Source organism: Microcoleus sp. Z1_B2 (genome assembly GCF_036700325.1).
Classification (GTDB): Bacteria; Cyanobacteriota; Cyanobacteriia; order Cyanobacteriales; family Microcoleaceae; genus Microcoleus.
In genome coordinates this window covers 92,170-113,229 of the sequence record NZ_JAUBOQ010000004.1, presented here as the reverse complement: position 1 = coordinate 113,229, position 21,060 = coordinate 92,170, and the positions used below count along the sequence as shown (strand labels likewise).

The window sequence follows — 21,060 nt, the reverse complement described above, 5'->3', positions numbered from 1 at the left end:
TGTTCGTGCAATCAGCACAGTTGGATATCGGGTAAAAATCAAGTCGCTTGACACCTAGGATGCCCCATTCATCAGGGTGTATTATTTTTTTTCTGCACGCATTAATCATGGTTTGCGATCGCAAAACCATTGCTTGCTACCGATTGAGAACAGCCAAAAGCAGCCTCAACAAGCAAAGTCACGAAGAGCACAAAAAAGCAGTAATTTGACCGAAAAAGTCAGGCATTTGCAGGATATTTACAGGCATTTGCAGGTAAAGTGCACCCCCTGCAAATACCTGCACTTGCCTGACTTTATACTGCAAACGCCTGACTTTATACTGCAAATCCCTGACTTTAGCGCTCCACAACAATTAGCTATTTTTTAGCGTTTTTAACAACAAGTGAATTGACTTAATAGTCAAGTTACGGTATGGTAAGTTGAATTAAAAATCAAATTTCAGAAGTGCGAAAAAATTGGCAGCGTAGCAGCCGTTATGTCAGCCTTGGCAGTTGCATAAATTGCTGTTGTCGGACTCGCGCTTTGCAATCGGCTAAACTGTTGGTATGAAGGCAGGTTAAGAGCAGACCCTAATACGGTGTCTTAATGGCGAGAGCGTCTGTGATCGTTGCAATTAGGTCAAGGAAATCAAATTTACCCATCTAGGACTTAGAAGTGCTACTGCTAGGTCAGGAGATGAGACAGACGCTAGAGAGTTGGCGATCGACCTAACTAGGACAGGATGCGGAATGACTGCCAGGTTTTGTAGCTACCAAAACGCCTGTCATTAAACTTCAGCTTTTCGCTCGCAGCCTGCGTGGTCTCAACTTGTGATCGAAATTCCACCAACTGTTGAACCTGTTGAACCTTCAGCTTTTCGCTCGCAGCCTGCGTGGCCTCAACTTGTGATCGAAATTCCACCAACTGTTGATTTTGAGCCCGTACCTTTTCTAATTCGTTTTCGTGCCTAATTTTCAGAACGAGGTTGCTTGCATCTGCTGCACGTACACTGCTGGGAATGCTGGTTCCCAGGTCTAGAGAGACGGCGATGTGTGTCTTGTTAGTAACCATTTTGTTGATGTTTGTAATTTTGTTCTGTGTTTAATATCAACAAAGATTTATCAGGATAGGGCTTTTTCCTAATATCGAAGCGACGCGCGAGCAACCAGACACTCATTAGGCGACCGGCTCACGCGCTGCCCGTTGTGCGGATGGTTTCTAAGATGGCCTCGACTGTTTCAGGGGAATACTTCGGCATTGAGTGCGCTAACGATATGTGTGCCCATATTAGCCCACCGGCCCCGGCTTTCTGGGGAGTACCCATCTCTAGTGGGGTGCCGGTGTATCCCTGTAAAAATTTGCAAGATTGGTTTGCGCCACCTCATCTGCCGGAAACAGGCTTTCAATCCGCAGTTCCTGCAACGTGATGTCATGAGGAGTACCTAACGTGGCGATCGCCGAAAATAAGTTAAGGCTCAGTCCGTCTTTGACAAACTGTACCGTCAACAAGGGTAGTTGCCAGGTGCGGGGTAGAGATTGCTGCCACAAGCGGGGGGCATCTGGATAAGCTTGTAGTTCTTGAAAAAGAGCCATAGATTCGTCGCTATGTCCATCGACGAACGCTTCTCGATACACCCGTTGCATCAGATGGCTAGCAATTTCTTCCCAATTCCCCACAAACGGCTTGAACCCTTGAGGATGAAACATCAGCCGCATCAGATTAATCCTGCCGTTGATGCAGAAATGGTGTTGCAGCTTCTCTGGATGAACTAACCAATTGGTAAGCTGTTGCGCGGCTGTATTGCTCTGGATTAAATTCCAATAACGATCCATTACTAATGCCGGATAGGGTTCTTGCTGGCGCAAGATAAACTCTATGGCTTTGCGGATCGGTTCAACTTCAGGCGCTGATAAATCGCTTTGGGAATAAATCGGCGCAAAGCCCGCCGCCGTGAGCATGATGTTTTGATCGCGCAGAGGAACATGTAGCACAGCCGCCAGTTGCAGTACCATATCCCGGCTGGGATTAGCTCTGCCTGATTCTAAGAAGCTGATATGCCGCTGAGAGACATTGCCAGCTAAAGCCAAATCGAGTTGACTCAAACCGCGTTGATTGCGCCAGTGTTTGAGCAGATTCCCAAAGGATGCGTCTCGGTTTGGAGTTGATTGCGTTGAGGTTGAAGCGCTCGCCATTTTACTATCCTTATTACCTCGTAGGTAATTGTTTATATTATCTCGGAGGGTGACAATCAGAGCAACAGGGTTGATGACGAACTTTTACGCTTCGCCAAACCAAGTCCCTGTTGAAGTGCTGATAACAAAAGGAAAGTGAACCTATGTCCAATGCAACTTATCTACAGCGGCAACTACCTACATCCAAAAAATTTCTGTCAACCCAATCGCTTTATCTGCTGCTAACGATTATTGGTGCGATCGCGCCTTGGAGCTTTCTGCTGAAGTTCTTTCTCCAGAATGGTCTTGATCTCGATTTATTTTTCCAGAATGCGTTCGCTAATCATGTCGCTTCTGCCGTAGCAATAGATTTGCTCATTTGTGCAGATGTCTTCTTCTGTTTTTCATTTATTGAGCTAAAGCGATTAGGTTTGTCTCGTCGCTGGTTGTTTGTTTACGTTGTCGCTACTTTTGGCATTGGTGTATCTTGTGCTTTGCCTTTATTTTTATATTGGCGCGAACGAGCGTTAGAAACCCTAAAGTTTGAGCATTAAGCTCTACGTAAAGACTTTCTGACTACAGCTCCGCGTTATCGTCTTACCAACAGTTTTTATGGTCGAGTAAAGGGAGTAATAATGGAAAGAAGAAGGGGAAGAAAACCATGCTTAAAAACCTAGGATTGAAGGAGCGACTTATCAAAGATAATTGCACAAGCTATAGACCCTAAAAAATCATGTGTGGTCAAGTTTGAAAAACCTCTTTGTATCCGTTGGCTAGCTCAAACTCCAAGGGTGGGAGAAGATAAAGTTCCGCTTTTATGTATATGCTCGCAGATGGTAATGCAGGGATTTTGATCTATTTCACCTGTTTTTCCTGCACATTACTACCTTTCTTCGTCCGAAAACCCATACAGTGTTTACTTGAACCACTTATTGAGCAAGCCCTAGTTAGTTAAGTATATTTGTCCATCATACCATAAATGTGCAACGCCCAACGCCCAAGTTCTAGGATGTGCCGATTACTCCATGATTCATGGCATCATTCATCAACGCCGCATTTCTTTCTCGAAATCGCAGTGTGAAAATGCTACCCGTACCCAATTTACTTTGCACAGTCAGGCTACCGCCATGTGCTAAGGCTATAGCTTGCGCTATCGCCAATCCCAATCCCGAGCCGCCAGTAACGCGATCGCGTGAACTGTTAACTCGATAGAAACGATCAAAAATTTGCTTTTGATCTTCTGCTGCAATCCCACACCCTGTATCTTGAACATGAATCACAACTAAATGGTCATTTTTTTCTAAAATAACCGTTACTTTGCCACCAGGTGAAGTGTATTGAATGGCATTGACAATTAAATTAAAAACTAAGCGATAAAGCTGGTTAGAATCACCAATAATAGTCAATGGCTGATGCACCGGCAATTCCGATGTTAGCGCTACCTCTCTGGCGATCGCCATTGCTGCCAATTCCTCGACTAAATCGCTAACCAAGTCATTTAAACAACACAATTGAGGGCGATCGGGTATCGGTTGATTATCCATCCGCGCCAACAGCAACAAATCAGCCACTAACTGAGTCAATCTGCGGTTTTGGCGCTCTACAGTTCGCAAAATTTCCCGCGCTTCTTTTTCATCCAATTCAGACATCAACAGCCCGGATTCTACTGTCGCTTGAGAGGCGGCTAAAGGCGTTCGTAGTTCGTGAGCGGCATCCGCTGTAAACTGTTGAATTTGTCGGTAGGAAGCATAAATTGGTTTCATTGCCAATCCTGCCAGCCACCAACTAGAAAAGCCTACCAAGATTAACGCAGTAGGCAATCCCAACTTTAAAACTAATTTGACTGTACTGAGATAATCGTTGAAGTCTTGCAAGCTCCGCCCCACTTGAAAGTATCCCCAATTTTTCTGATTTTGAGTATGCAGTGATACAGAAATTTGGTGATAAATATTGCCTTTGCTGTCAGTAATGGTTTGCCAGTGTTGTGAGTTAAAAGTCCCTAGCAATTCTTTGGGATAAGCGCCTGCTGTAGCAATCAAATTTCCTGACTTATCAAATAAACGGATATAGTAATAGCTTTGGTTGATAGCGCTTAAAGTATGGCGGCTTGGCAACTGTTCTTTAATGCCGTTAACTCCAATTACGCGGAGGTTGGGCAAAAGTTCATTGACTATTGGTTCCAGGCGTCCGGGCTGCTGCAATTTGATTTCTAGGCTGTCATGTAGCGTTCCCGCTACCGATTCTAATTCCCGGTCTAGGGCTACCCAGTGAGCGTGGGCGATCGCCCTATATACACCAAATCCCAACAAGCTTAAAATCAAACCCATTACTGCTGCATAGGAAATGGCTAATTTCCAGCGAGTCCGATTAAATAGTTTATTTTGATTCATCTTTCCTAATAGGTAATTGGTAAGTGTTAAAGTGTTAATAGGTAATTGGTCAGGACATAACTCTCATTTATTGCAGTAAATTGTTTCAAAAATTGAGCAACAAAAGATAGCACTCTTCCGACTTTTTCAGCTTTTAGCCTTTAAGTAATAGCAAATTTTAAATTGCAATTTTCTCGAATTTATTCAAGTTAATTGCAATTTAAAATCCCTAACTGCCAGCTACCTTTAGTAGGTTTGAATTAAAACTGTACCGAGTGGTACTTCTGCGTTTATTCCCGCCATTTTACCAGAGATAGCGTACATCCAACTCCGACTGTAACCAGGAGTGTGAATGCCCCGCATATCAATCGATATGGTGGTATCAGGAGAAACAGGTTGGGAGAAAACCACTGTCGCTTTTCGGTTATTAACAGAAACTTGAGACTCGATTTTTTGACCAGATTGATTTGTTACGTCAATTCCGCTACGCATTTTCACATCATCCGGTAAATCAATTGTAAGTGCCGAAAGAGGTTTTCCCTGAACGTGAACTTCAAAATGATGAGTAGCACCCTGAAAGCGAGCGCTATTGGGATGGGCTCCGCTGTGAATCAGGTGAGAAATATTAGCATTTCGCATCGCTCCTCCCGCAACAGTAGCGGGGGCATTATATGACAACAAGAAGGTGAATGCAGTGGCGTAAACTAACTTTTTCATGGCGATGCTCCTCAAATAATTAACTCAATGGACTCGGCATTAATGGGTCTAAAAGCCCTGAAATAAATCCAGGTAAGATGTCAGTCGCTTAGGAAATTAACCTCCAAAAGCATTTACCACCGTGGGAGAGTTTGAATATTGGCCGTACCAACTTTACTGTCTGAACTCTGACCCACTTTCTTGGCATAAACGCGGTATATATAATTACGCGGGTAGATGGAAGCCTCAACCTCAAGCATAGAAATTGTCAGCACAGTCCCGGCAACTACAGGTTTGGAGAAAACTACCATTGCTTTTCCACCTTTAACAGAAGTTGTTGCCTCAATCTTTTCACCGGATTGCCTGCTTACTTCAATACCCTTGATTCGCAGTGAGGGCAACTGAATTGATAGTTCTGAAATGGCTTCTCCCTCAACGTGAACGTCAAAATCGTGGAAGGCTCTCCAAGTTGGGTAGTCAGGATAGGAACGGCCTCCGACAATGTGAGGTGATTGGGAATCTCCCGGTATTCCTGTTGCTTTTGCTGCGGAGATAGAAGAGGCAATAATTAGGGCAAATGCTGCACTAATGCTAATTAATTTTTTCACGACTGCACTCCTTGAAAACTAACGTTTGGCTTATTTCTTAGTTTGATACGTATGGATGAAACCAGGATGAAAGATCGGCCGTAACACCTGATTTTTTTATTGATAGCTGCGAACCCGTGCTATACCGAGGAGAATGTCTGTATTGTCGCCAACTAATGTAGCAGTAAGTTGGTACATCCAAGCGTTAGAAACTCCAGAAATTATTACTTTATTCATGGTAATTTTGATTGTGTTTTCGGGAGAAAGAGGTTGGGAGAAGGTTAGTATAACTTGATTGCTGTTGACAGAAACCTTAGTGTCAATTTTTTGACCTGAATCGTCAGATATACTGATATCATCCCTGACAGTTAACCCCGCAGGAACGCTAATTTTTAATTGAGAAATAGCCCTAGTTCCTTGAGGAATGTGTAGCCGGAAAGTATGCCTGACGATTCTTGCCTTAGTTTCCGGAAATTGTACTGAACTATCAATGTGAGGAAAATTCTCGGCGCCTGTTCTGGTGCTCGCATGGACAGCAGGAACTAAAACTGCGGCTGACAGAGCAAATACAGCACCGTAAATGAGTGTTCTCATAGTTTTGACTCTCTAGGAAATTAAGTACAGTACGCCAACCTACTTCAACATTCATATTTGAAGAGTTAGCTTCTTATTAACTAGATTGACAGCTAATTATGAAATCAAGATGAAATATGAACCAGTGAGAGGTGAATTTTAATAGCAAACAAGCGCTTTACTCTCTTACTTGGAAATGAAATGAACCCAGAAATTTCCATCTGCCATACAAACGCGACGGATTAAATCATAGGAATAGTGAAGATAAGCTCCATTGGCATTGTTGTTATACCCGCTAGCAAACCATTCTCCATAAGGATCGTGAACAATCAAGCCAGTTTCGTCATATCCAACTACGGGCAGAATATGACCGAAAGAAGTAAAATAGCCATGTATGACAGTTGGGTTTCCATCTACTAACCAATCTTTAACTTCCTCAAAGGTCGCATTCTCTTTAAAGGTATCTTGAGCACCATACTCTCTGACAATTTTTGCCAAGTCGTAGGGGTTCCAGCGACTGTAACCTTTGTTGAGTGCATATGCGTAGAGTTCGTCCTCAAATTGACCGATCGTGTCCCGGCGCGGTTTGTTGAGGAACTGCAAGCACATTGCCATTGATGTGACATTGCAAGCACCAGTCGGATTATAGTAATTATCCAGTTGGTATTTGTAAGGAAAATTAGCAAGTTGAAAGCTCTTAGGCTTAGTTTTTGGATAAATTACCTTTCCTTCTTGTAAAATTTGGACGTGCGACCTATAGACATACCAGATTTGAGAATTTTTAAAGGAATCTTTTCGCAAAGCTACTCGGATGTGATCGCGAACCATTTCATAAGAGACAAGCTCCAATACTTTCCCCGTTTCAATTTTTTGTTTCTCTGCATCTGATAAATTTAACGCATAGATAGGTCTAGCCTTGAGAACTGTCTCATTAACTATCTTGAGGACAGGAGGTGGAAATTTGAGATCCGATGGCTTGGCTTCAATAAGTTTCTCGGCTGTTTTTGCTCCGATAAATCCTGGTTCATCAGTGCACTGAATCAGCTTGTGAAATCGATTGAGAGCCGCAGTAGAGACTGGACTAAAGATGCCGTTGGCTGGAGGGTCTAGCAAACCTAAGTCGATGAGACGAATTTGGATTTGGCGAGTTAGCTCTTTATCGGCAGCGATCGCCTTTACATCCACTTTCTTATTGGTTCCTACAATGTTTTGGAGTTTCATAATTAATTTATTGAATATTGGAACTAAATGTTAAACCCATTTCCCCATTTTCGATCGCCTCGCCCCCACGGATGTTGCGTAAATCCAGATTAAATTCCCAGAATGTACTGACTGTAATTCTTGGGTAAAAGTTTTTGCAACAGGTAAATAATCCCAAAACAAACTAGCAAATCTACCGTCACTAAAACTCCGAGCTTGAGCAGTGGCTCGGCAGAATACATAAATTTATAAGACGCTAAATTAACATAGTTTACTACCATCACATCTAGCAGGTATATAGGAAAGGAGTAAGCCGCCAATATTTTGACTAATTTCGATAGTTTACTGGGAAGTATGATGCTTTGAGAAAATGCCAATATCGACAGTACGAACCAAATTGCGTATCCTTGAGTAGATAGTTTAAAAAACGATCGGGCAAACCAGGCATCCGAATTCACTTCACTGAGTAGGTAAAATTCCCAAATACTCGCTAGATAGAACAAGATAGTTGCTGCTAAAATAAGCATTCTTTGGCGCTGAAGGTATCCTTGAATGTTGTCATAGCAACTGCCAAGAACTAAACCAGTGGAAAACGGCAAAATCCAACTAAAAATCCAGCGCTCTATCAGCGGTATAGGTATGGAAGGTAAGTATTTGAAAGCAACTAAGTAAAAGACTATGGTAAAAGCTATTTGAATGGTGAAACCCAAAGCCAAAACTTTTCGGGGCTCAAAAAATTTTAATTTAACTAGAATCCACCACCACAAATAGCATTGAACAATCACAACTATAAAGTAATAGGGGGGCAGCACAGAACCTGTCAGCACATCTCTAACTAATCCAAGTAAATCAAATCGTTTGAGGTTGCCCAAATTATTTAAAATGTAGAAGGCTACTGACCAAAAAAGATAGGGCGGTATAATTCTCGACAGCCTTTTCTTTAATATCAGCGTCGGGTTATTTTGATTTTCAAGCTTGTTGGTAAGAAAAAAACCGCTGATCAGTAAAAATGCAGGTACGCAGAAAAGCTGGAGTGTATCGATCGAAATAAATAGAATTCTGCGATCGGGTAATGACAAAAAACCAGCATGAATAATCACAACACTGACGATCGCCAAAGCTCTGATTAAATCGAATTCAGCAAACCTAGTAGATGCTTTTTGCATTGTAAAAACAGGGGTAGTGATGGTAGCCACACTCGGCTGCAAACGATATTTGTCAAGGGTTTCAGTCTTAAGTTGACACCTGCGGGCAGTGACGTATCCCTACTACTTGGCGGGTGCAACACCAGAAACGTTACATTCTGATTAGACAGCGTTTAACCGCGCTCAACTTAAGGTTTACATTCCTAAATGAAATCAGGATGAAAATTTTAATATTGATGCGACTTATAGTGCAGGTAAATAGCTCATCTCTGACAGCAATCCGGTATGCTATCATAAAATTGCCGAATTACCCTACTGTGAAAATGACAGAATGAAACTTATAAAAATGAGCGAGCAAAAATTAAAAAACCCAATTCTCCTATGGATGGGTATGGGGATAGCAATGCTGGCGTGTTGCCTTGTGCCTATGGCTGCTTTCTTCTTTCTAAACGGAAGTTGGCGGGCATTAGTTGGTCACGACAACAAACAGCCCGCCAGCAACCCGTCAACCAGTCAACCGCAGATTCAACCTACTAAAAAGTCTACCGAGTGAAGGTGAATCGACCGTCTACCTTTTGACCGTTAATATCAGCAGTAATCTTCATCTGATACTGACCTACAACTTTTCCAGGCAGGAAAGCTGTATAGTGCTGGTCTTTCTGGTCATAAGTGAAGGTAACAGTCTTTTGAGTGCGATCGGGCATCTGAATTTGACCGGTTATCTTCGCATTAGGTATTGTCTGGTGGTTGTCGCCTCTTTGCAAATAGAAATCCAGGTGAGTTTGAGTGGCTTCTTTCTCGACCACCAACTCTAAATGATAAGGCCCTGATTCAACGACTTGACCGCCTTTGTTTTGAGCGGCGGCTATCTCTGTTCTTGTAATGGGTTTTGAAGACGAGACGGCAGAACTGTTGGCTGAAGTAGCAGCTTGGCTGTTGTTACTTCCAACTCCCAAAAATATTAGCCCCACAGTACCCAGAATAATTAAACCTGACTTTACTGTTTTCATGGTCTTTCCTCGTTTGATTAGGGATTTTGTACTCTTATAAATTTCCGAGCATTGACTTTCATTAATGCTAGAGCATCTAAATGATTATTCCTTCTATTCCTCGCTCAACCGGATAATCTTGGTAATTTAGACTATTCATTTTGCGAGAAAGCTGTGCTGCTTATCCTGTGTTTAAATCATTTTAGGGGATTTCCGATCAATTGTAAGAAAACTTGCATTCTATTGATTGAAGCTAAAACGACCGTCAACTTTTTCTCCGTTAATATCCGCAGTCACTTTCACGGGATAACTTCCTGCATCTTTGCCTGGAAATACAACGGCGTAATGTTTGCCATCAGCATCGTATTTGAAGTCCAGCGTTTGCTGCTCTCCATTCGGAGACTGCACTTGTGCCGTCACTTTTGCATTAGGAATCGGTTCGTGGGTATCGCCTTTTTGCAAATAAAGATCTAAGTGAGTTCCGCTATCCTCTTTCAGAGTTAAAAGTTCTAGGTGGTAAGGTCCAGACTCGACAACTTGACCTCCTTTAGATGGTTTGGGAGGTTCTGTTTTAGCAGATGCTGCAGGAGAAGCGGCCGAACTGGAAGTATTAGGTTGAGAGGCAACAGGAGCGGATGTTGGGCTGCTGTTTGGGCCGGTTCCTTGGTCGCTTTTGCTGCAAGCTCCCAAAAACAGCAATCCGACACTGCCTAGAATAACTAAGCTTGACTTGAGCGCTTTCATTCGATTTATTTTTTGGGTACAATAATTAGAATATGACACCCAAAAATGAAATCTGGATGAAATCTTCAGACTTTCATACAGGTATTCGGATCGTGACCTCGGAAATTCAATATTTTTATCATTTTTAATCTTTCCCCCCCTTGACTCTATAGCCGACTTGAGGGTTTATGCTATATATAGTTTCCCAAAGAAACTTTTCGATCCTAGATTCCCCGGTAAAAATTCATGATTAAAGCAACTCAGACTAAACGCTTCACTCTTGCAGCTTTGACGGCAGTTCTCCTGACAGCAGGTACAGCCGCGGTTGTCTTTGCCGCCGGCCCCTGTACTACTCCTACTCCTGACTGCCCTCAAGCTAATTGCGATAAATAATCCTTATTTTCCCCGGTGTGTAGATTACCTCACGGATTTTTAACAGGGATAAGCAAGAGAATATCCGACAGCAGCACGATCTCAATTTTGAGTGACTGCTGCTTTTTTTTTCAATATTATTTTGGACAAGATAGAGTATTTTATCGAAAAATTGGATGACTATAACCACTACACAAAACTGAAAGTGGCTATCACTATAATGATTGGGTTCAAACTTGCCTAAAACTGCTATGAAAAAATTTGGAACAGAATCCTTAGAACAGCAGCTACTAAAAAGTCGTTCAACAATTATACTTACTCACATCAAATCTGGTAGCTAGTTTTCTAATTGCTCTTTTACCCTGCTTCTCGAATAGTGCGATCTTGCTTGTGTGCACACTACATATAGTGTGCACACAAGTAAGTGCTGAGATAGTATAACACCCTGGCGGGGTGACAACCCCGCCAACTGTAATCGACAATTAAAGGGACGGCGATGGAGAAACTAATGATGATGCCAAGAAGTAAATACTGATTAGCGATCTCTCAAAATTTTGATGGTTTACTCCATGCGATCGAGGATGTCTTACGCCTTGCGTCCGGCGCAGCCTTGGCGGTTGCTATAATTGTTTGCGTAAATTGAACGCGAGACAGGATACTTCTATTGTTAAAGAAATAATCATCGCGCTCGCAGCCGCAATTGCACCCGATGCCCCAAGCTGAACTGCACCGAACGCAACTAAAAGCAATATAGTCGTGCCAATCCAAGTTGCATAATTCAGACCTTTGGTTTGACCTGCCCCGACCAAAAAACCTTGAGTAGCATTTTGCACCGCCACCAGAAGGGGTACAAACGCGCACAACAGCAATACGGGACGGATACTCTCAACCAGGGCTTCATCGTTGCCGATAAAACTTTGCACAACCTGCAACCCAAATGGCGTTGTACTACCTAAAAACAACAGTAGCGAACAAAATCCACCCACACTGAGAGCAAATGCAATTAATTGGCGATCGCTCACTCGATCTCGATTTTTGATAATCACCTGTTGCACCATGCGAGTCGCATTGGCAATCACCAAAACCAATCCCCAAGCCGCAGGCCAAGCCGCCAATGCAATATTAGCGTCTTGGGCGCGGGCAATAATTCCCACCAGGACAGCACGTCCACCCCAGACTACTAACATTGAAGAGCCTAAAGGCCAGTAGAAATTCCACACACTTTTGAGATTGGTGGGTAGCTTTAACTCAGAATCAATGGGTCGAGGCAGACGAGTGGCTCCTAGCCGGTGCGCCGCAATGGTTACAACCAGCGCCTCTGAGAGAACCCCCGCGATCAAAGCAGTCCCCGCCAGCACTGCGCCTGACATTTTCAACACAAATCCGCCCCATAACGTTAGGGCTACAATTAACAAACGAACCATGCTAGCTTTGGCAACCGCCTGAGAATGACCTGTGTGGATGAGCAATCCTTGAAAATAACGCCGCCACGCGATCGCCAAAGGCCAGAGAAACATTAACGTCAACACAGTCTGCACCGTCTGCCGCAATTGGGGTGGAATTCCTAACAGCGTCCCCCCCAGCGTGGCGAAAATAAACGGCAGCGTCAGCAGCAACAGTAACGCACTCAGTCCGCCGCCTGCTAAAAGCGTAAATCGCCACAAGGCGCGACGCGATCGCCCATTCGGTGCAAGGGCATTCGAGGCGTGCAGAATCATAATAATCGGACTTTCAAAAAAGACCGCGAGGGCTTTGGCAATGCCCACGGCTGCCAAATTCACCCGTGCATCGGGTAAATGAGCTAGGGCAGCCGTCATCATCGGATCGCCAAAAGCCATTGCCACATCGCTGAGGGAGAGGGGAATAAATTGCCGCCATAAATCTAGCAGACCGATTTTAGACGGACTTGGAGAAGCCTTTAAGGTCATTGTTTATACAGGTTGTTGCTGTCGCACGAGGGTAAGAGGGACGCTTTGAAGGGCGTTAATTGTAGCGGTGAGGGCTTTTTGTTCCAAGATTTCAATCCCTTGCTCGGACAGCCATTCTGGATTGTAGACTGTTTCGAGATAGCGATCGCCCCGATCCGGGTTCAACAGTACCATGCGTTGAGAATGGCGATGCTGCTGGCTGTAAGCTAGGGCAGCGGCAACGATAGCGCCTGTGGATGCTCCTAACAACAAGCCTTCTCGACGTGCCAGGGCATGACAAACAGAAAAGGCAATGCGATCGTTCACAGAATACGCTGCATCCAGTGCCATTGGATCAAAATTGGGCGGTACAAAAGATAACCCCAATCCTGTCATTTTATAGGGGTGAGACGGCGTGCCAAAAATAGCCGAACCTGCCACATCTACGCCGACAATTCGAGTTTGGGGATGACGCTGTTTAAAATATCGGCTAATTCCCGCCAATTGTCCCGCCGTACTAACGCCAATAACGATAACATCTGGTGCTACGGGAAAAGCCTGTTCGATTTCGCGAGCAGTAAATTGCTCGTGGGCAGTTGGGTTTTCGGGATTGCGGTGCTGGCAAGGATACCAGGCACCAGGAATGGTTTCGGCGAGTTCTTTGGCTTTTTTCATCCTCGCAACTTGCATCGATCCATTGGCATCTGCCGCACTCAGGGGGACATCTACCAATTCTGCTCCATAGGCAGCCAGCATTCGCCGAATCGGGGGCGGTGTTTTACCATCGATGACAATCATCACGCGATAGCCTCGCGCTGCACCAATCATTGCTAAACCAATGCCGAAATTACCCGAACTAGATTCAACAATTGTGCCGCCGGGGGCGAGTAACCTGGTACGTTCTGCGTGTTGAACCAGACATACAGCATTTTTCTCTTTAATGCTGCCACCGGGATTACAGGATTCTAATTTGAGATAAAATTCGTGATGCTGACAGAGTTCGCTCACGCGATTGAGACGAACAATGGGAACCTTTCCAATTGCCTGGGTGATATCGCCAGCTAGGGATGATTTCAGCGCTGTTTGTAGAAGTTGAATCATTGATTTAGATCCTTCAAAATACACGGTAGTTAGTCCTGGTCATCTATCTTGCTTGCCTGCGGAAAACTTTAGTATCCGAGCGCGAGATCATGCTTATCAATAAGCCAGAAGCCCTCTTTGCCTAATTACAAGCTTGCAACGCCACAATCAGGGTAAACGCATCTAATTTCTAAATTCCCATGTATAGCTTCTGAGTAGAGACAAAAGCGCTATAGGTGGAAAATTAGATCCTTCAAAATACACGGTAGTTAGTCATGGTCATCTATCTTCCTTGCCTGCGAGAAATTTCAGCATTTGAGCGCGAGATTATGCTCATCAATTAGCCAGAGGGCATCTTTGCCTAATTACAAGCTTGCAACGCCAGAATGAAATTGGGGTGAAATAAGTCAGGTTCATTGATTTAAAAAATTATAGGAAAGAGCGCAGGTATAAGTGGTTTTTATATTTCAGGGATAAGCAAGAGAATATCCGACAGCAGCAGTAACTCAAAACAGAGTTACTGCTGCTTTTTGAGTCACTAGAATTATGGACAAAATAAAATATTTTATCCGCCCAAATTGGGTAAGTATAAACAGCACAAAAAAGTGAAACTGGCTATCGCTATAATGATAGGGTTCCAATTTACCTAGAACTGCTATGACAAAATTTGAAACAGAATGCCTAGAACAGCACCTACTAAAAATAGGAAAACTAGCAAAGCAAACTGGTGTTACTGTAGGCACCCTGCGATACTATGAAAGCCTAGGGTTACTGGAACCTGCCTTACGCAACAGTAGCGGTTATCGTTACTACACAGCCGATGCTGCCAGACAAGTGCAATTTATCAAGAAAGCTCAAAGACTCAACTTTTCTCTTCAAGAAATTCAGCAAATTTTGGCCTCTCGCCGTCAAGGAATAACAGCTTGTCCGCTAGTGCAAGACTTATTAAGTCGCAAAATAGATTTCTTTGAGGAGGAAATTCAGCGCATGAGTGCGTTCAAAGCTGAGTTGGAAGCTTATAAAAAACTTTGGACAAATCGAACTTCAGACAATCCCGATAGCGAGGAACTTTGCACTTTGATTGAGGGAATGAAGGAGGGTTGATCAGTTCGCTATTTCAGCTTTAACTACCTTCCCGTCTTCAATAACTGGCTGAGGTTGTTGAGGTCGTAAAATTTTCCCAAATTTAGCATACAAAGCTGGCAAAACTAACAGAGTCAAGGCAGTAGAAGTAAACAATCCTCCTAAAACTACTACTGACAAAGGTTGCAAAATTTCCTTTCCCGCGCCTCAATAGACACGAAATTGAGCTACACCAATAGGAATTTCTCTATTAACGCCAACAAATTTAGTAGAAATTCGGTATAGCCAAACGTTAGAAACACCTCTTATTCTTACATCGTTTAAAACAAGTTTAAGCTTCGCTTCTGACGCAACTGGTTGAGAGATTTTCACTACAATTTGGTTGTCTAAAATAGAAAAATCAGCATTAATTTTTCCTTTCACATCGTCTGTTAAAGTGATATTGTTGCTGACTATTAACCCCTTTGGAACATCAATAATCAGATGAGAAAGAGGGCTACGGCCTTGAGGAATGTGCAACCTAATCGTATGCCGAACAATCCTCGACCGAGTTTGAGGAAATTGTACAGCTCCATCAATATGAGGACTAGATCCTATGCTGGCACCGGCATAGTCAGCAGCAATCGGAACTGTGAGAGCTAAAGCTACAGCCGAACAGATTAGCCTTTTCATTATTTTACTCCTGTATGACAACCGATCTCGTTAATCAAGCCTCAGAATCCTTAGTAAACGACTCTGTTATTATCTAAATTGACATATTGAGATGAAATCAGGATGAAATTTTTGACCGTTCAAGCACATTTATCCAGAAATCAGATTTTCAAAAGAAAATATTCATTCCTGTGGTGGTAAGTTGCTACTGCCGAGGGTGCGATGGGATAGGATCAAGAATAGTGTGTATCAAGATATTTTTTATACTCACAACACAACATTTTCTTGAGCGAGAGGGCAAGGATAACTCGGATCGCCTGTTTCTACTTGGAGCGTAGTATGCTCAATACCAAAAAGGTCGTGCAGCTCTCGATTTATCTGCACTAAAAAAGCATCACCAGTATAAGCTGTAGGCATTACCAAGTGAGCTGTGAGGGCTGTCTCAGTTGTACTCATTGCCCAAATATGAAGGTCGTGAACACCAGTTACGCCAGGGAGTCCAGCTAAATAAGTGCGGACTGCAAGGGGTTCAATGCTTGCTGGTACGGCATCTGTTATTAAGTTGAGGGATTCTTGGAACAATTGCCAAGTCCCTAACACAATAACAACAACAATAATCAAGCTCATAATAGGGTCAAACCAAAGCCAGCCAGTTGCCACAATAGCGATGCCAGCCAGCACCGCACCCAAAGATACTGCTGCATCAGCAATCAGGTGGAGGAACGCGCCTCTGATGTTCAAGTCATTATGACGATCGGCCATAAACATTAAGGCACTTCCCGTATTAATAGCGCTGCCTACGGCTGCAACGCCAATAATTGTACCGCCTGATACTGAGCTGGGTTCTGAAAAGCGTTGAATAGCTTCCCAAGCGATCGCCCCTGAAGCTACCAGCAGAAAAATAGCGTTCAACAGAGCCGCCAAAATGGAAGAACGACGCAGCCCATAGGTGCGGCGTGCTGTAGGTCGCCGACGGGCCAGGATGGTTGCTCCCCAAGCCAGTAGCAGACCTAAAACATCACTCAAATTGTGACCTGCATCGGCAAGTAGGGCAAGGGAATTGGCAAGAATGCCATAAACTGGCTCAATGATGACAAACCCCGTGTTGAGTGCGATGCTGATGGCAAAGGCACGGTTGTAATTACCACCTCCGTGGTCGTGTCCGTGTCCTCCGTGACTGTGATTGTGAGACACGATCGCTACCCTTGAAGCTTGTTTCTCTTGCCCTACCCAACAGGGAAAATTTACTGATTAAAACTAAAGCGACCGTCTACTTTTTTCCCGCCAATATCCGAAGTAATTTTCACCTGATACTGACCCGCTGCCTTTCCAGGAAGCAAAGCCGTGTAGCTTTTTTCTTGAGCTCCATAGGTCATGGGAAGTGTCTTTTGACTACCATCAGGTAGCTGAATTTGAGCCGTTACTTTAGCATTAGAGATTTCTTCGTTATTGTCTTCTTTTAGAAGATGGAAATCTAAACGAGTTCCATTATCTTCTTTCTCAGAGACAAACTCTAAGTGATAGGGATCTGACTCGACAACTTGAGCGCCTTTGTGAGACGCGCCGGCATGGGTAGAGGGTTCTTTTTTTGCTGCTCCATCGGACGACGCGGACTCGGCAGGCTGTGCACCAGTAGAACTAGCATCGGAATTGGCGGCTTGGTTGCTGTTCCCACAAGCTCCCAAGAAAAACAGACCCACACTTCCTAGAACAATCAAGCCTGATTTGAATAAATTCATGTGCTTTACTCGTTGCATTCAATGATTAGTAATTCTAACAAATTTTACATCATCTTTATCTTGCATACTCCCCTAAGAATTAATGGCAATCTTTAGATTAATTAATCTGTGCGAAACTCAGCTACACCTATGGGAATCTCTGTATCACTACCAATGACTTTAGCTGAAAATCGGTACACAGAAGTAGAATCGAGAATGGGTTGTTTAACTTTGTTGAAATTAATATCAATCCTGCTGCCAGGAGCGACGGGTTCCACGAAGTCTAATATAATGTTTCTGCCATTGACAGAAACATTGATGCTAATTTTCCCACCCTTGTGTTCCAGCACCTCAATATCATTACTCACACCGACAGTGGGTGGAATGGCAATAATTATCTGGGTAACAGGGTTGCTGTTTTCAGGAAAGTGTAATACGAAAGTTTGTTTGACAAGCCGCCAGCGAGTAGGGGAAGAGTACACGTCTCCGTCTACATTGGAAAGCCTACTCTCATCTGTCTCGAAACTTGCATAGCTAGGAGCCATTAAAACTGTACTAACCAGAGTCAATGCAACCGCATTAATTAGTATTTTCTTCACATTATTTTTTTGGAACCTAAACGAATAAGAAAATCGGAGCAATATACCGCGAAAATCACTTTTCAAAAACAGCTTGAACTACCTTTCCGTTGTCAGAAACTGGCGGTGTTTGTTTAGGCACTAAGAATCTACCAAACTTGGCGTACAACGCGGGTAACACCAGAAGCGTTAATGCTGTAGAAGTAAACAATCCGCCTAAAACTACTACTGACAACGGTTGCAGGATTTCTTTTCCCGCGCCGCCTTCTAATGCTAAAGGTGCTAAACCTAAAGCTGAAGTTGAAGCGGTCATCAAAATAGCATTGAGCCGTTCCATCGATCCTTTAATAATTGCTTCCTTAAAAGGCATTCCCTCGGCAAATTTAGTGTTGTAGTTGTCTACTAAAAGCAAGCCGTTGCGGGTGGCAACGCCAAATAATGTAACAAAGCCAACCAGGGAAGCTACAGAGATGATGCCACCAGTTAAAGCTACCGCGATTACTCCTCCCACTAATCCGAGGGGTAAATTAATCATAATCATCGCAGTTGAAGGAATTGACTTGACGGACAAGTACATCAATACTGTAATTACAAGAAAAGAGATCGCACTAAATATCATAATATTTTGCGAAGCTCTTTGCTCGGCTTCAAATTGACCGCCGTACTGGATAAAATAGCCAAAAGGCAACTCCACCTCTTGTTTGACTTTAGCTTGAATTTCATTCACAACCGATCGCAAATCCCTACCTTTAGCATTAGCGGCCGCCACAATCAAGCGAGAAACATTCTCGCGGTTAATCGTATTGGGGCCAGTACCGTATTTGACAGTAGCAACTTGGGCGAGGGGAATTTTATTACCGCTTGGAGTATCAACCAACAAATTCTGAATAGTTTCTAAGTTATTTCGGGCTTCAGGCTGCAACCAAACAACTAAATCAAAAGTTTGCTGAACTTCTAAAACTTGAGAAACAACTTTGCCGTTTAAAGCTGTCTCAATTATTTCAGAAAGCTCTCCGATTTTCAAACCGTATCTACCCGCTGCTTGGCGGTTAAACTTAATTTGAATTTGTTGCACGGGCACCTGCGGTTCGAGTTGCAAATCCACAATTCCCTCAACTGTTTTCATTTGCTCTTCAACTTTTGCCCCGAGGCTGCGAAGCTGATCCAAATCCGGGCCAAAGATTTTGACAGCAATCTGACTTCTGACACCAGATAAAACCTCATCCATCCGGTGAGAAATAAAACCGCCGATATTTGGTGCAACTCCCGGCAATTTAGCAAATTCCTGCCGCAGCGCCTCCAAAGTTTTCGGTCTATTTTTCATGCCCTCCTCGCTCAAACCGATATCAATGTGAGCTAAATTGACTCCCGCAGCATCCGCATCTCCCGGAGCTCTGCCCGATCGCACTTGCACGTATTCAAACCTGCTATCATTCTTAAGTGCATCTTCAATAGCAAAAGCTGCGCTATCTGTTGTCTCCAAAGACACCCCCGGATAAAGCTGAATAGTATTCACCAAAGTTTGCTCCTGAAACTCAGGCAAAAACACCCGTCCAAACGAAGGCAAAATAATTAATGCAGCCACCATGCTAGCAGCAGCAAAAGCTAAAATAATCCACGAATAGCGCATTGACAATTCTACAAAAAAAAGATAGGTGCGCTTGCAAAATCTCGGCAGCCAAGGTTCCTCGGATCTCATGCGTTTAGTAGGCAACAAGATAGCGCAGAGGGCCGGAGATATTAACAGCGATTCCAGACTAGAAATCACCACAACTATCAGATAAGTAATCCCCATAGGCGTAAAAACTCGACCTTCTATACCGGGTAAAGTAAAAATTGGCGAAAACACCACAATCCCAATAACAGTCGCTCCAATTAACGAATCGCGCACCTCCTGACTGCCATCAAAAATCACATCCATTACCGGGCGAGGATGAAGAGAAGCCTTATTTTCTCTCAAATTGCGGTAGGTATTTTCCGCATAGACGATCGCATCGTCGATCGCAGTGCCGATCGCCACCGACAAACCCCCCAAAGTCATCGTATTTAATCCCAGCCCCAGCCAATACATCGCCAGCAGCGCCAACAGCCAAGTCAGAAAGAAATCCAGCAAAACCACCGCCAGAGTGCGCCAATTCATCAAAAACGGGATAAGAATAAGGGTGACGATGATGCTGCCTTCAACTAAAGCCGATCGCACATTCTCCACCGAAGAATTAATATATTCTTCCTGTCGGAAAGTCACAGTAACTTTAATATCTTTTGGTAGAGCTTCCTGTACCTCAGCCATTGCTGCCTCAACCGCTTTCGTTACCGCTGGAGTATCAGCAACGGGCTGTCTGTTTACCATCACAATCACAGCTTTTTTGCCGTTAAAGCTGCCGTCGCCCCGCTTGATAGCAGCACCAACCTTGACATCAGCGACATCACCAATTCTGACGACTGTTCCTTGCCGAGATGCGATCGCAGATTGCTGCAAATCTTCCACAGACTCAATCCGCCCCACCCCCCGGATTAAAGTTTCTCGATCCGGCGTAATTAAATACCCCCCTGGCGCGTTAACATTCGCAGCCGCTGTCGCTTCGGCAACTTGCTGCAACGACACATTAAAAGCTTTTAACTTGGCAGGTTCTACTAATACTTGATATTGCTTCTGATCGCCGCCATAAGCCACGACTTGGGCAACGCCAGTCACGCCTAAAAGGCGGTTTGTGACTTGCCAGTCAACCAGACGGCGCACTTCCATCAAAGGAGTAGTTTCCGAGGTAAAAGCATAGGTAATCACCAGACCGACAGGTGAAGTTGTCGGAGAGATTTGCGGTGTTTCTACCCCAGCCGGGAGTTTGCTTTGCGCTAGCTGCAACCTTTCTGTTATCAACTGGCGCGCTTGATAAATGTCAGTTTGCCAATCAAAAATTACCTTAACGGCAGAAAGGCCCACAGCAGAAGCCGATCGCACTGCTGTTACCCCAGGAGTTCCGTTAATCGCACTTTCGATCGGCAGTGTTACCAAAGACTCGATTTCTTCCGGCGCGAGCCCCGGTGCTTCCGTCTGAATTTCTACCTGTGGCGGTGCGAAAGGCGGGAAGACATCGAGCGACATTTGGGGGATGATAGAAAATGTCCAAAGACTAACAATAATGGTGGCGACAACGACTAGCCACCGGCGGTTTATTACCCATCTAAGAATAGTGCTGAACATTTTATTAGCTTTGAGTTAATAGATACATACTTCTGG

General features: G+C 44.0%; 22 protein-coding genes and 1 pseudogene. 4 read left to right on the top strand and 19 right to left on the bottom strand.

Features of this window, described 5'->3' with window-relative positions; translation table 11 throughout:
• Positions 1–178: 178 nt before the first annotated feature.
• The 3 genes from QT984_RS03500 to QT984_RS03490 all read right to left on the bottom strand — a co-directional run bounded on the left by QT984_RS03500 (position 179) and on the right by QT984_RS03490 (position 2,172).
• A complete protein-coding gene (locus QT984_RS03500; RefSeq protein ID WP_333373163.1) occupies positions 179–325 on the bottom strand; it encodes a hypothetical protein in 147 nt (48 codons plus the stop codon).
• Between the two features lie 386 nt (positions 326–711).
• Complete coding sequence (locus QT984_RS03495; RefSeq protein ID WP_333142746.1) at positions 712–1,050, bottom strand: hypothetical protein; 339 nt, start codon at positions 1,048–1,050, stop codon at positions 712–714.
• A gap of 255 nt (positions 1,051–1,305) precedes the next feature.
• A complete protein-coding gene (locus QT984_RS03490; RefSeq protein WP_333142747.1) occupies positions 1,306–2,172 on the bottom strand; it encodes a helix-turn-helix transcriptional regulator in 867 nt (288 codons plus the stop codon).
• A 143-nt stretch (positions 2,173–2,315) separates the two neighbouring features.
• Between QT984_RS03490 and QT984_RS03485 the strand changes: the two genes are divergently transcribed.
• Positions 2,316–2,705, top strand: coding sequence for a DUF2834 domain-containing protein (locus QT984_RS03485; RefSeq protein WP_333142749.1), 390 nt, complete (start codon positions 2,316–2,318; stop codon positions 2,703–2,705).
• 450 nt (positions 2,706–3,155) lie between these two features.
• Here QT984_RS03485 and rppB read toward each other — a convergent pair whose 3' ends face one another.
• The 6 genes from rppB to QT984_RS03455 form a co-directional block, all read right to left on the bottom strand.
• Positions 3,156–4,541 carry a two-component system sensor histidine kinase RppB gene (gene rppB / locus QT984_RS03480; RefSeq protein WP_333142750.1) on the bottom strand — a complete coding sequence of 462 codons (1,386 nt, stop codon included), beginning with the start codon at positions 4,539–4,541 and terminating at the stop codon, positions 3,156–3,158.
• Between the two features lie 225 nt (positions 4,542–4,766).
• Complete coding sequence (locus QT984_RS03475; protein WP_333142751.1) at positions 4,767–5,237, bottom strand: DUF2808 domain-containing protein; 471 nt, start codon at positions 5,235–5,237, stop codon at positions 4,767–4,769.
• A gap of 113 nt (positions 5,238–5,350) precedes the next feature.
• Positions 5,351–5,824: a hypothetical protein gene (locus QT984_RS03470; RefSeq protein ID WP_333142752.1), complete on the bottom strand. Its 474-nt coding sequence runs from the start codon at positions 5,822–5,824 to the stop codon at positions 5,351–5,353.
• A 96-nt stretch (positions 5,825–5,920) separates the two neighbouring features.
• Entirely contained in the window at positions 5,921–6,397 is a 477-nt protein-coding gene (locus tag QT984_RS03465; protein WP_333142753.1) for a DUF2808 domain-containing protein, read from the bottom strand.
• Positions 6,398–6,562: 165 nt separating this feature from the next.
• The gene (locus QT984_RS03460) at positions 6,563–7,597 is read right to left on the bottom strand and encodes a C39 family peptidase (RefSeq protein ID WP_333142754.1); all 1,035 of its coding nucleotides are present in this window, start codon (positions 7,595–7,597) and stop codon (positions 6,563–6,565) included.
• Positions 7,598–7,686: 89 nt separating this feature from the next.
• A complete protein-coding gene (locus QT984_RS03455) occupies positions 7,687–8,742 on the bottom strand; it encodes an acyltransferase (RefSeq protein WP_333142755.1) in 1,056 nt (351 codons plus the stop codon).
• 310 nt (positions 8,743–9,052) lie between these two features.
• Here QT984_RS03455 and QT984_RS03450 point away from each other — a divergent pair, with 310 nt between their 5' ends.
• Positions 9,053–9,274 (top strand): hypothetical protein, encoded by a 222-nt coding sequence (locus QT984_RS03450; RefSeq protein WP_333142756.1) that lies wholly within the window; start codon positions 9,053–9,055, stop codon positions 9,272–9,274.
• On the opposite strand, the gene QT984_RS03445 is transcribed toward QT984_RS03450, so the two are convergent.
• On the bottom strand, positions 9,264–9,731 hold the full coding sequence (locus tag QT984_RS03445; RefSeq protein ID WP_333142757.1) for a hypothetical protein: 468 nt from the start codon (positions 9,729–9,731) through the stop codon (positions 9,264–9,266). The genes QT984_RS03450 and QT984_RS03445 overlap by 11 nt on opposite strands.
• 219 nt (positions 9,732–9,950) lie before the next feature.
• A complete protein-coding gene (locus QT984_RS03440) occupies positions 9,951–10,454 on the bottom strand; it encodes a hypothetical protein (RefSeq protein WP_333142758.1) in 504 nt (167 codons plus the stop codon).
• Positions 10,455–10,679: 225 nt separating this feature from the next.
• Here QT984_RS03440 and QT984_RS03435 point away from each other — a divergent pair, with 225 nt between their 5' ends.
• Positions 10,680–10,826: a hypothetical protein gene (locus QT984_RS03435; protein WP_015211800.1), complete on the top strand. Its 147-nt coding sequence runs from the start codon at positions 10,680–10,682 to the stop codon at positions 10,824–10,826.
• 599 nt (positions 10,827–11,425) lie between these two features.
• On the opposite strand, the gene QT984_RS03430 is transcribed toward QT984_RS03435, so the two are convergent.
• Together QT984_RS03430 and QT984_RS03425 are read right to left on the bottom strand one after the other, a co-directional pair.
• Positions 11,426–12,733, bottom strand: coding sequence for a hypothetical protein (locus QT984_RS03430; RefSeq protein WP_333142759.1), 1,308 nt, complete (start codon positions 12,731–12,733; stop codon positions 11,426–11,428).
• Between the two features lie 3 nt (positions 12,734–12,736).
• Complete coding sequence (locus QT984_RS03425; RefSeq protein WP_333142760.1) at positions 12,737–13,813, bottom strand: cysteine synthase family protein; 1,077 nt, start codon at positions 13,811–13,813, stop codon at positions 12,737–12,739.
• 636 nt (positions 13,814–14,449) lie between these two features.
• Here QT984_RS03425 and QT984_RS03420 point away from each other — a divergent pair.
• Positions 14,450–14,896: a heavy metal-responsive transcriptional regulator gene (locus QT984_RS03420; RefSeq protein ID WP_333373160.1), complete on the top strand. Its 447-nt coding sequence runs from the start codon at positions 14,450–14,452 to the stop codon at positions 14,894–14,896.
• Here the strand turns inward: QT984_RS03420 and QT984_RS03415 are convergent.
• From QT984_RS03415 to QT984_RS03390, 6 genes and pseudogenes are all read right to left on the bottom strand, one after another.
• Positions 14,897–15,082: pseudogene (locus QT984_RS03415) on the bottom strand (efflux RND transporter permease subunit); the annotation flags it as partial.
• Positions 15,083–15,547: a hypothetical protein gene (locus QT984_RS03410; protein WP_333176565.1), complete on the bottom strand. Its 465-nt coding sequence runs from the start codon at positions 15,545–15,547 to the stop codon at positions 15,083–15,085. It abuts the pseudogene before it with no gap.
• Between the two features lie 246 nt (positions 15,548–15,793).
• Positions 15,794–16,720: a cation diffusion facilitator family transporter gene (locus QT984_RS03405; protein ID WP_333176562.1), complete on the bottom strand. Its 927-nt coding sequence runs from the start codon at positions 16,718–16,720 to the stop codon at positions 15,794–15,796.
• 50 nt (positions 16,721–16,770) lie between these two features.
• Positions 16,771–17,265, bottom strand: coding sequence for a hypothetical protein (locus QT984_RS03400; protein ID WP_333176559.1), 495 nt, complete (start codon positions 17,263–17,265; stop codon positions 16,771–16,773).
• 101 nt (positions 17,266–17,366) lie between these two features.
• Entirely contained in the window at positions 17,367–17,843 is a 477-nt protein-coding gene (locus QT984_RS03395) for a DUF2808 domain-containing protein (protein ID WP_333176556.1), read from the bottom strand.
• Positions 17,844–17,898: 55 nt separating this feature from the next.
• Entirely contained in the window at positions 17,899–21,024 is a 3,126-nt protein-coding gene (locus QT984_RS03390; RefSeq protein ID WP_333176553.1) for an efflux RND transporter permease subunit, read from the bottom strand.
• Between the last annotated feature and the right edge of the window lie 36 nt (positions 21,025–21,060).

Excerpts from the sequence above, each read along its gene's own strand:
- QT984_RS03410 (WP_333176565.1), bottom strand. The coding sequence starts at position 15,547 with ATGAAAAGGCTAATCTGTTCGGCTGTAGCTTTAGCTCTCACAGTTCCG.
- QT984_RS03465 (WP_333142753.1), bottom strand. The coding sequence starts at position 6,397 with ATGAGAACACTCATTTACGGTGCTGTATTTGCTCTGTCAGCCGCAGTT.
- QT984_RS03450 (WP_333142756.1), top strand. The coding sequence starts at position 9,053 with ATGAAACTTATAAAAATGAGCGAGCAAAAATTAAAAAACCCAATTCTC.
- QT984_RS03440 (WP_333142758.1), bottom strand. The coding sequence starts at position 10,454 with ATGAAAGCGCTCAAGTCAAGCTTAGTTATTCTAGGCAGTGTCGGATTG.
- QT984_RS03420 (WP_333373160.1), top strand. The coding sequence starts at position 14,450 with ATGACAAAATTTGAAACAGAATGCCTAGAACAGCACCTACTAAAAATA.
- QT984_RS03455 (WP_333142755.1), bottom strand. The coding sequence starts at position 8,742 with ATGCAAAAAGCATCTACTAGGTTTGCTGAATTCGATTTAATCAGAGCT.
- QT984_RS03435 (WP_015211800.1), top strand. The coding sequence starts at position 10,680 with ATGATTAAAGCAACTCAGACTAAACGCTTCACTCTTGCAGCTTTGACG.
- QT984_RS03490 (WP_333142747.1), bottom strand. The coding sequence starts at position 2,172 with ATGGCGAGCGCTTCAACCTCAACGCAATCAACTCCAAACCGAGACGCA.
- QT984_RS03390 (WP_333176553.1), bottom strand. The coding sequence starts at position 21,024 with ATGTTCAGCACTATTCTTAGATGGGTAATAAACCGCCGGTGGCTAGTC.
- QT984_RS03460 (WP_333142754.1), bottom strand. The coding sequence starts at position 7,597 with ATGAAACTCCAAAACATTGTAGGAACCAATAAGAAAGTGGATGTAAAG.
- QT984_RS03495 (WP_333142746.1), bottom strand. The coding sequence starts at position 1,050 with ATGGTTACTAACAAGACACACATCGCCGTCTCTCTAGACCTGGGAACC.
- QT984_RS03430 (WP_333142759.1), bottom strand. The coding sequence starts at position 12,733 with ATGACCTTAAAGGCTTCTCCAAGTCCGTCTAAAATCGGTCTGCTAGAT.
- QT984_RS03400 (WP_333176559.1), bottom strand. The coding sequence starts at position 17,265 with ATGAATTTATTCAAATCAGGCTTGATTGTTCTAGGAAGTGTGGGTCTG.
- QT984_RS03485 (WP_333142749.1), top strand. The coding sequence starts at position 2,316 with ATGTCCAATGCAACTTATCTACAGCGGCAACTACCTACATCCAAAAAA.
- rppB (WP_333142750.1), bottom strand. The coding sequence starts at position 4,541 with ATGAATCAAAATAAACTATTTAATCGGACTCGCTGGAAATTAGCCATT.
- QT984_RS03425 (WP_333142760.1), bottom strand. The coding sequence starts at position 13,813 with ATGATTCAACTTCTACAAACAGCGCTGAAATCATCCCTAGCTGGCGAT.
- QT984_RS03475 (WP_333142751.1), bottom strand. The coding sequence starts at position 5,237 with ATGAAAAAGTTAGTTTACGCCACTGCATTCACCTTCTTGTTGTCATAT.
- QT984_RS03445 (WP_333142757.1), bottom strand. The coding sequence starts at position 9,731 with ATGAAAACAGTAAAGTCAGGTTTAATTATTCTGGGTACTGTGGGGCTA.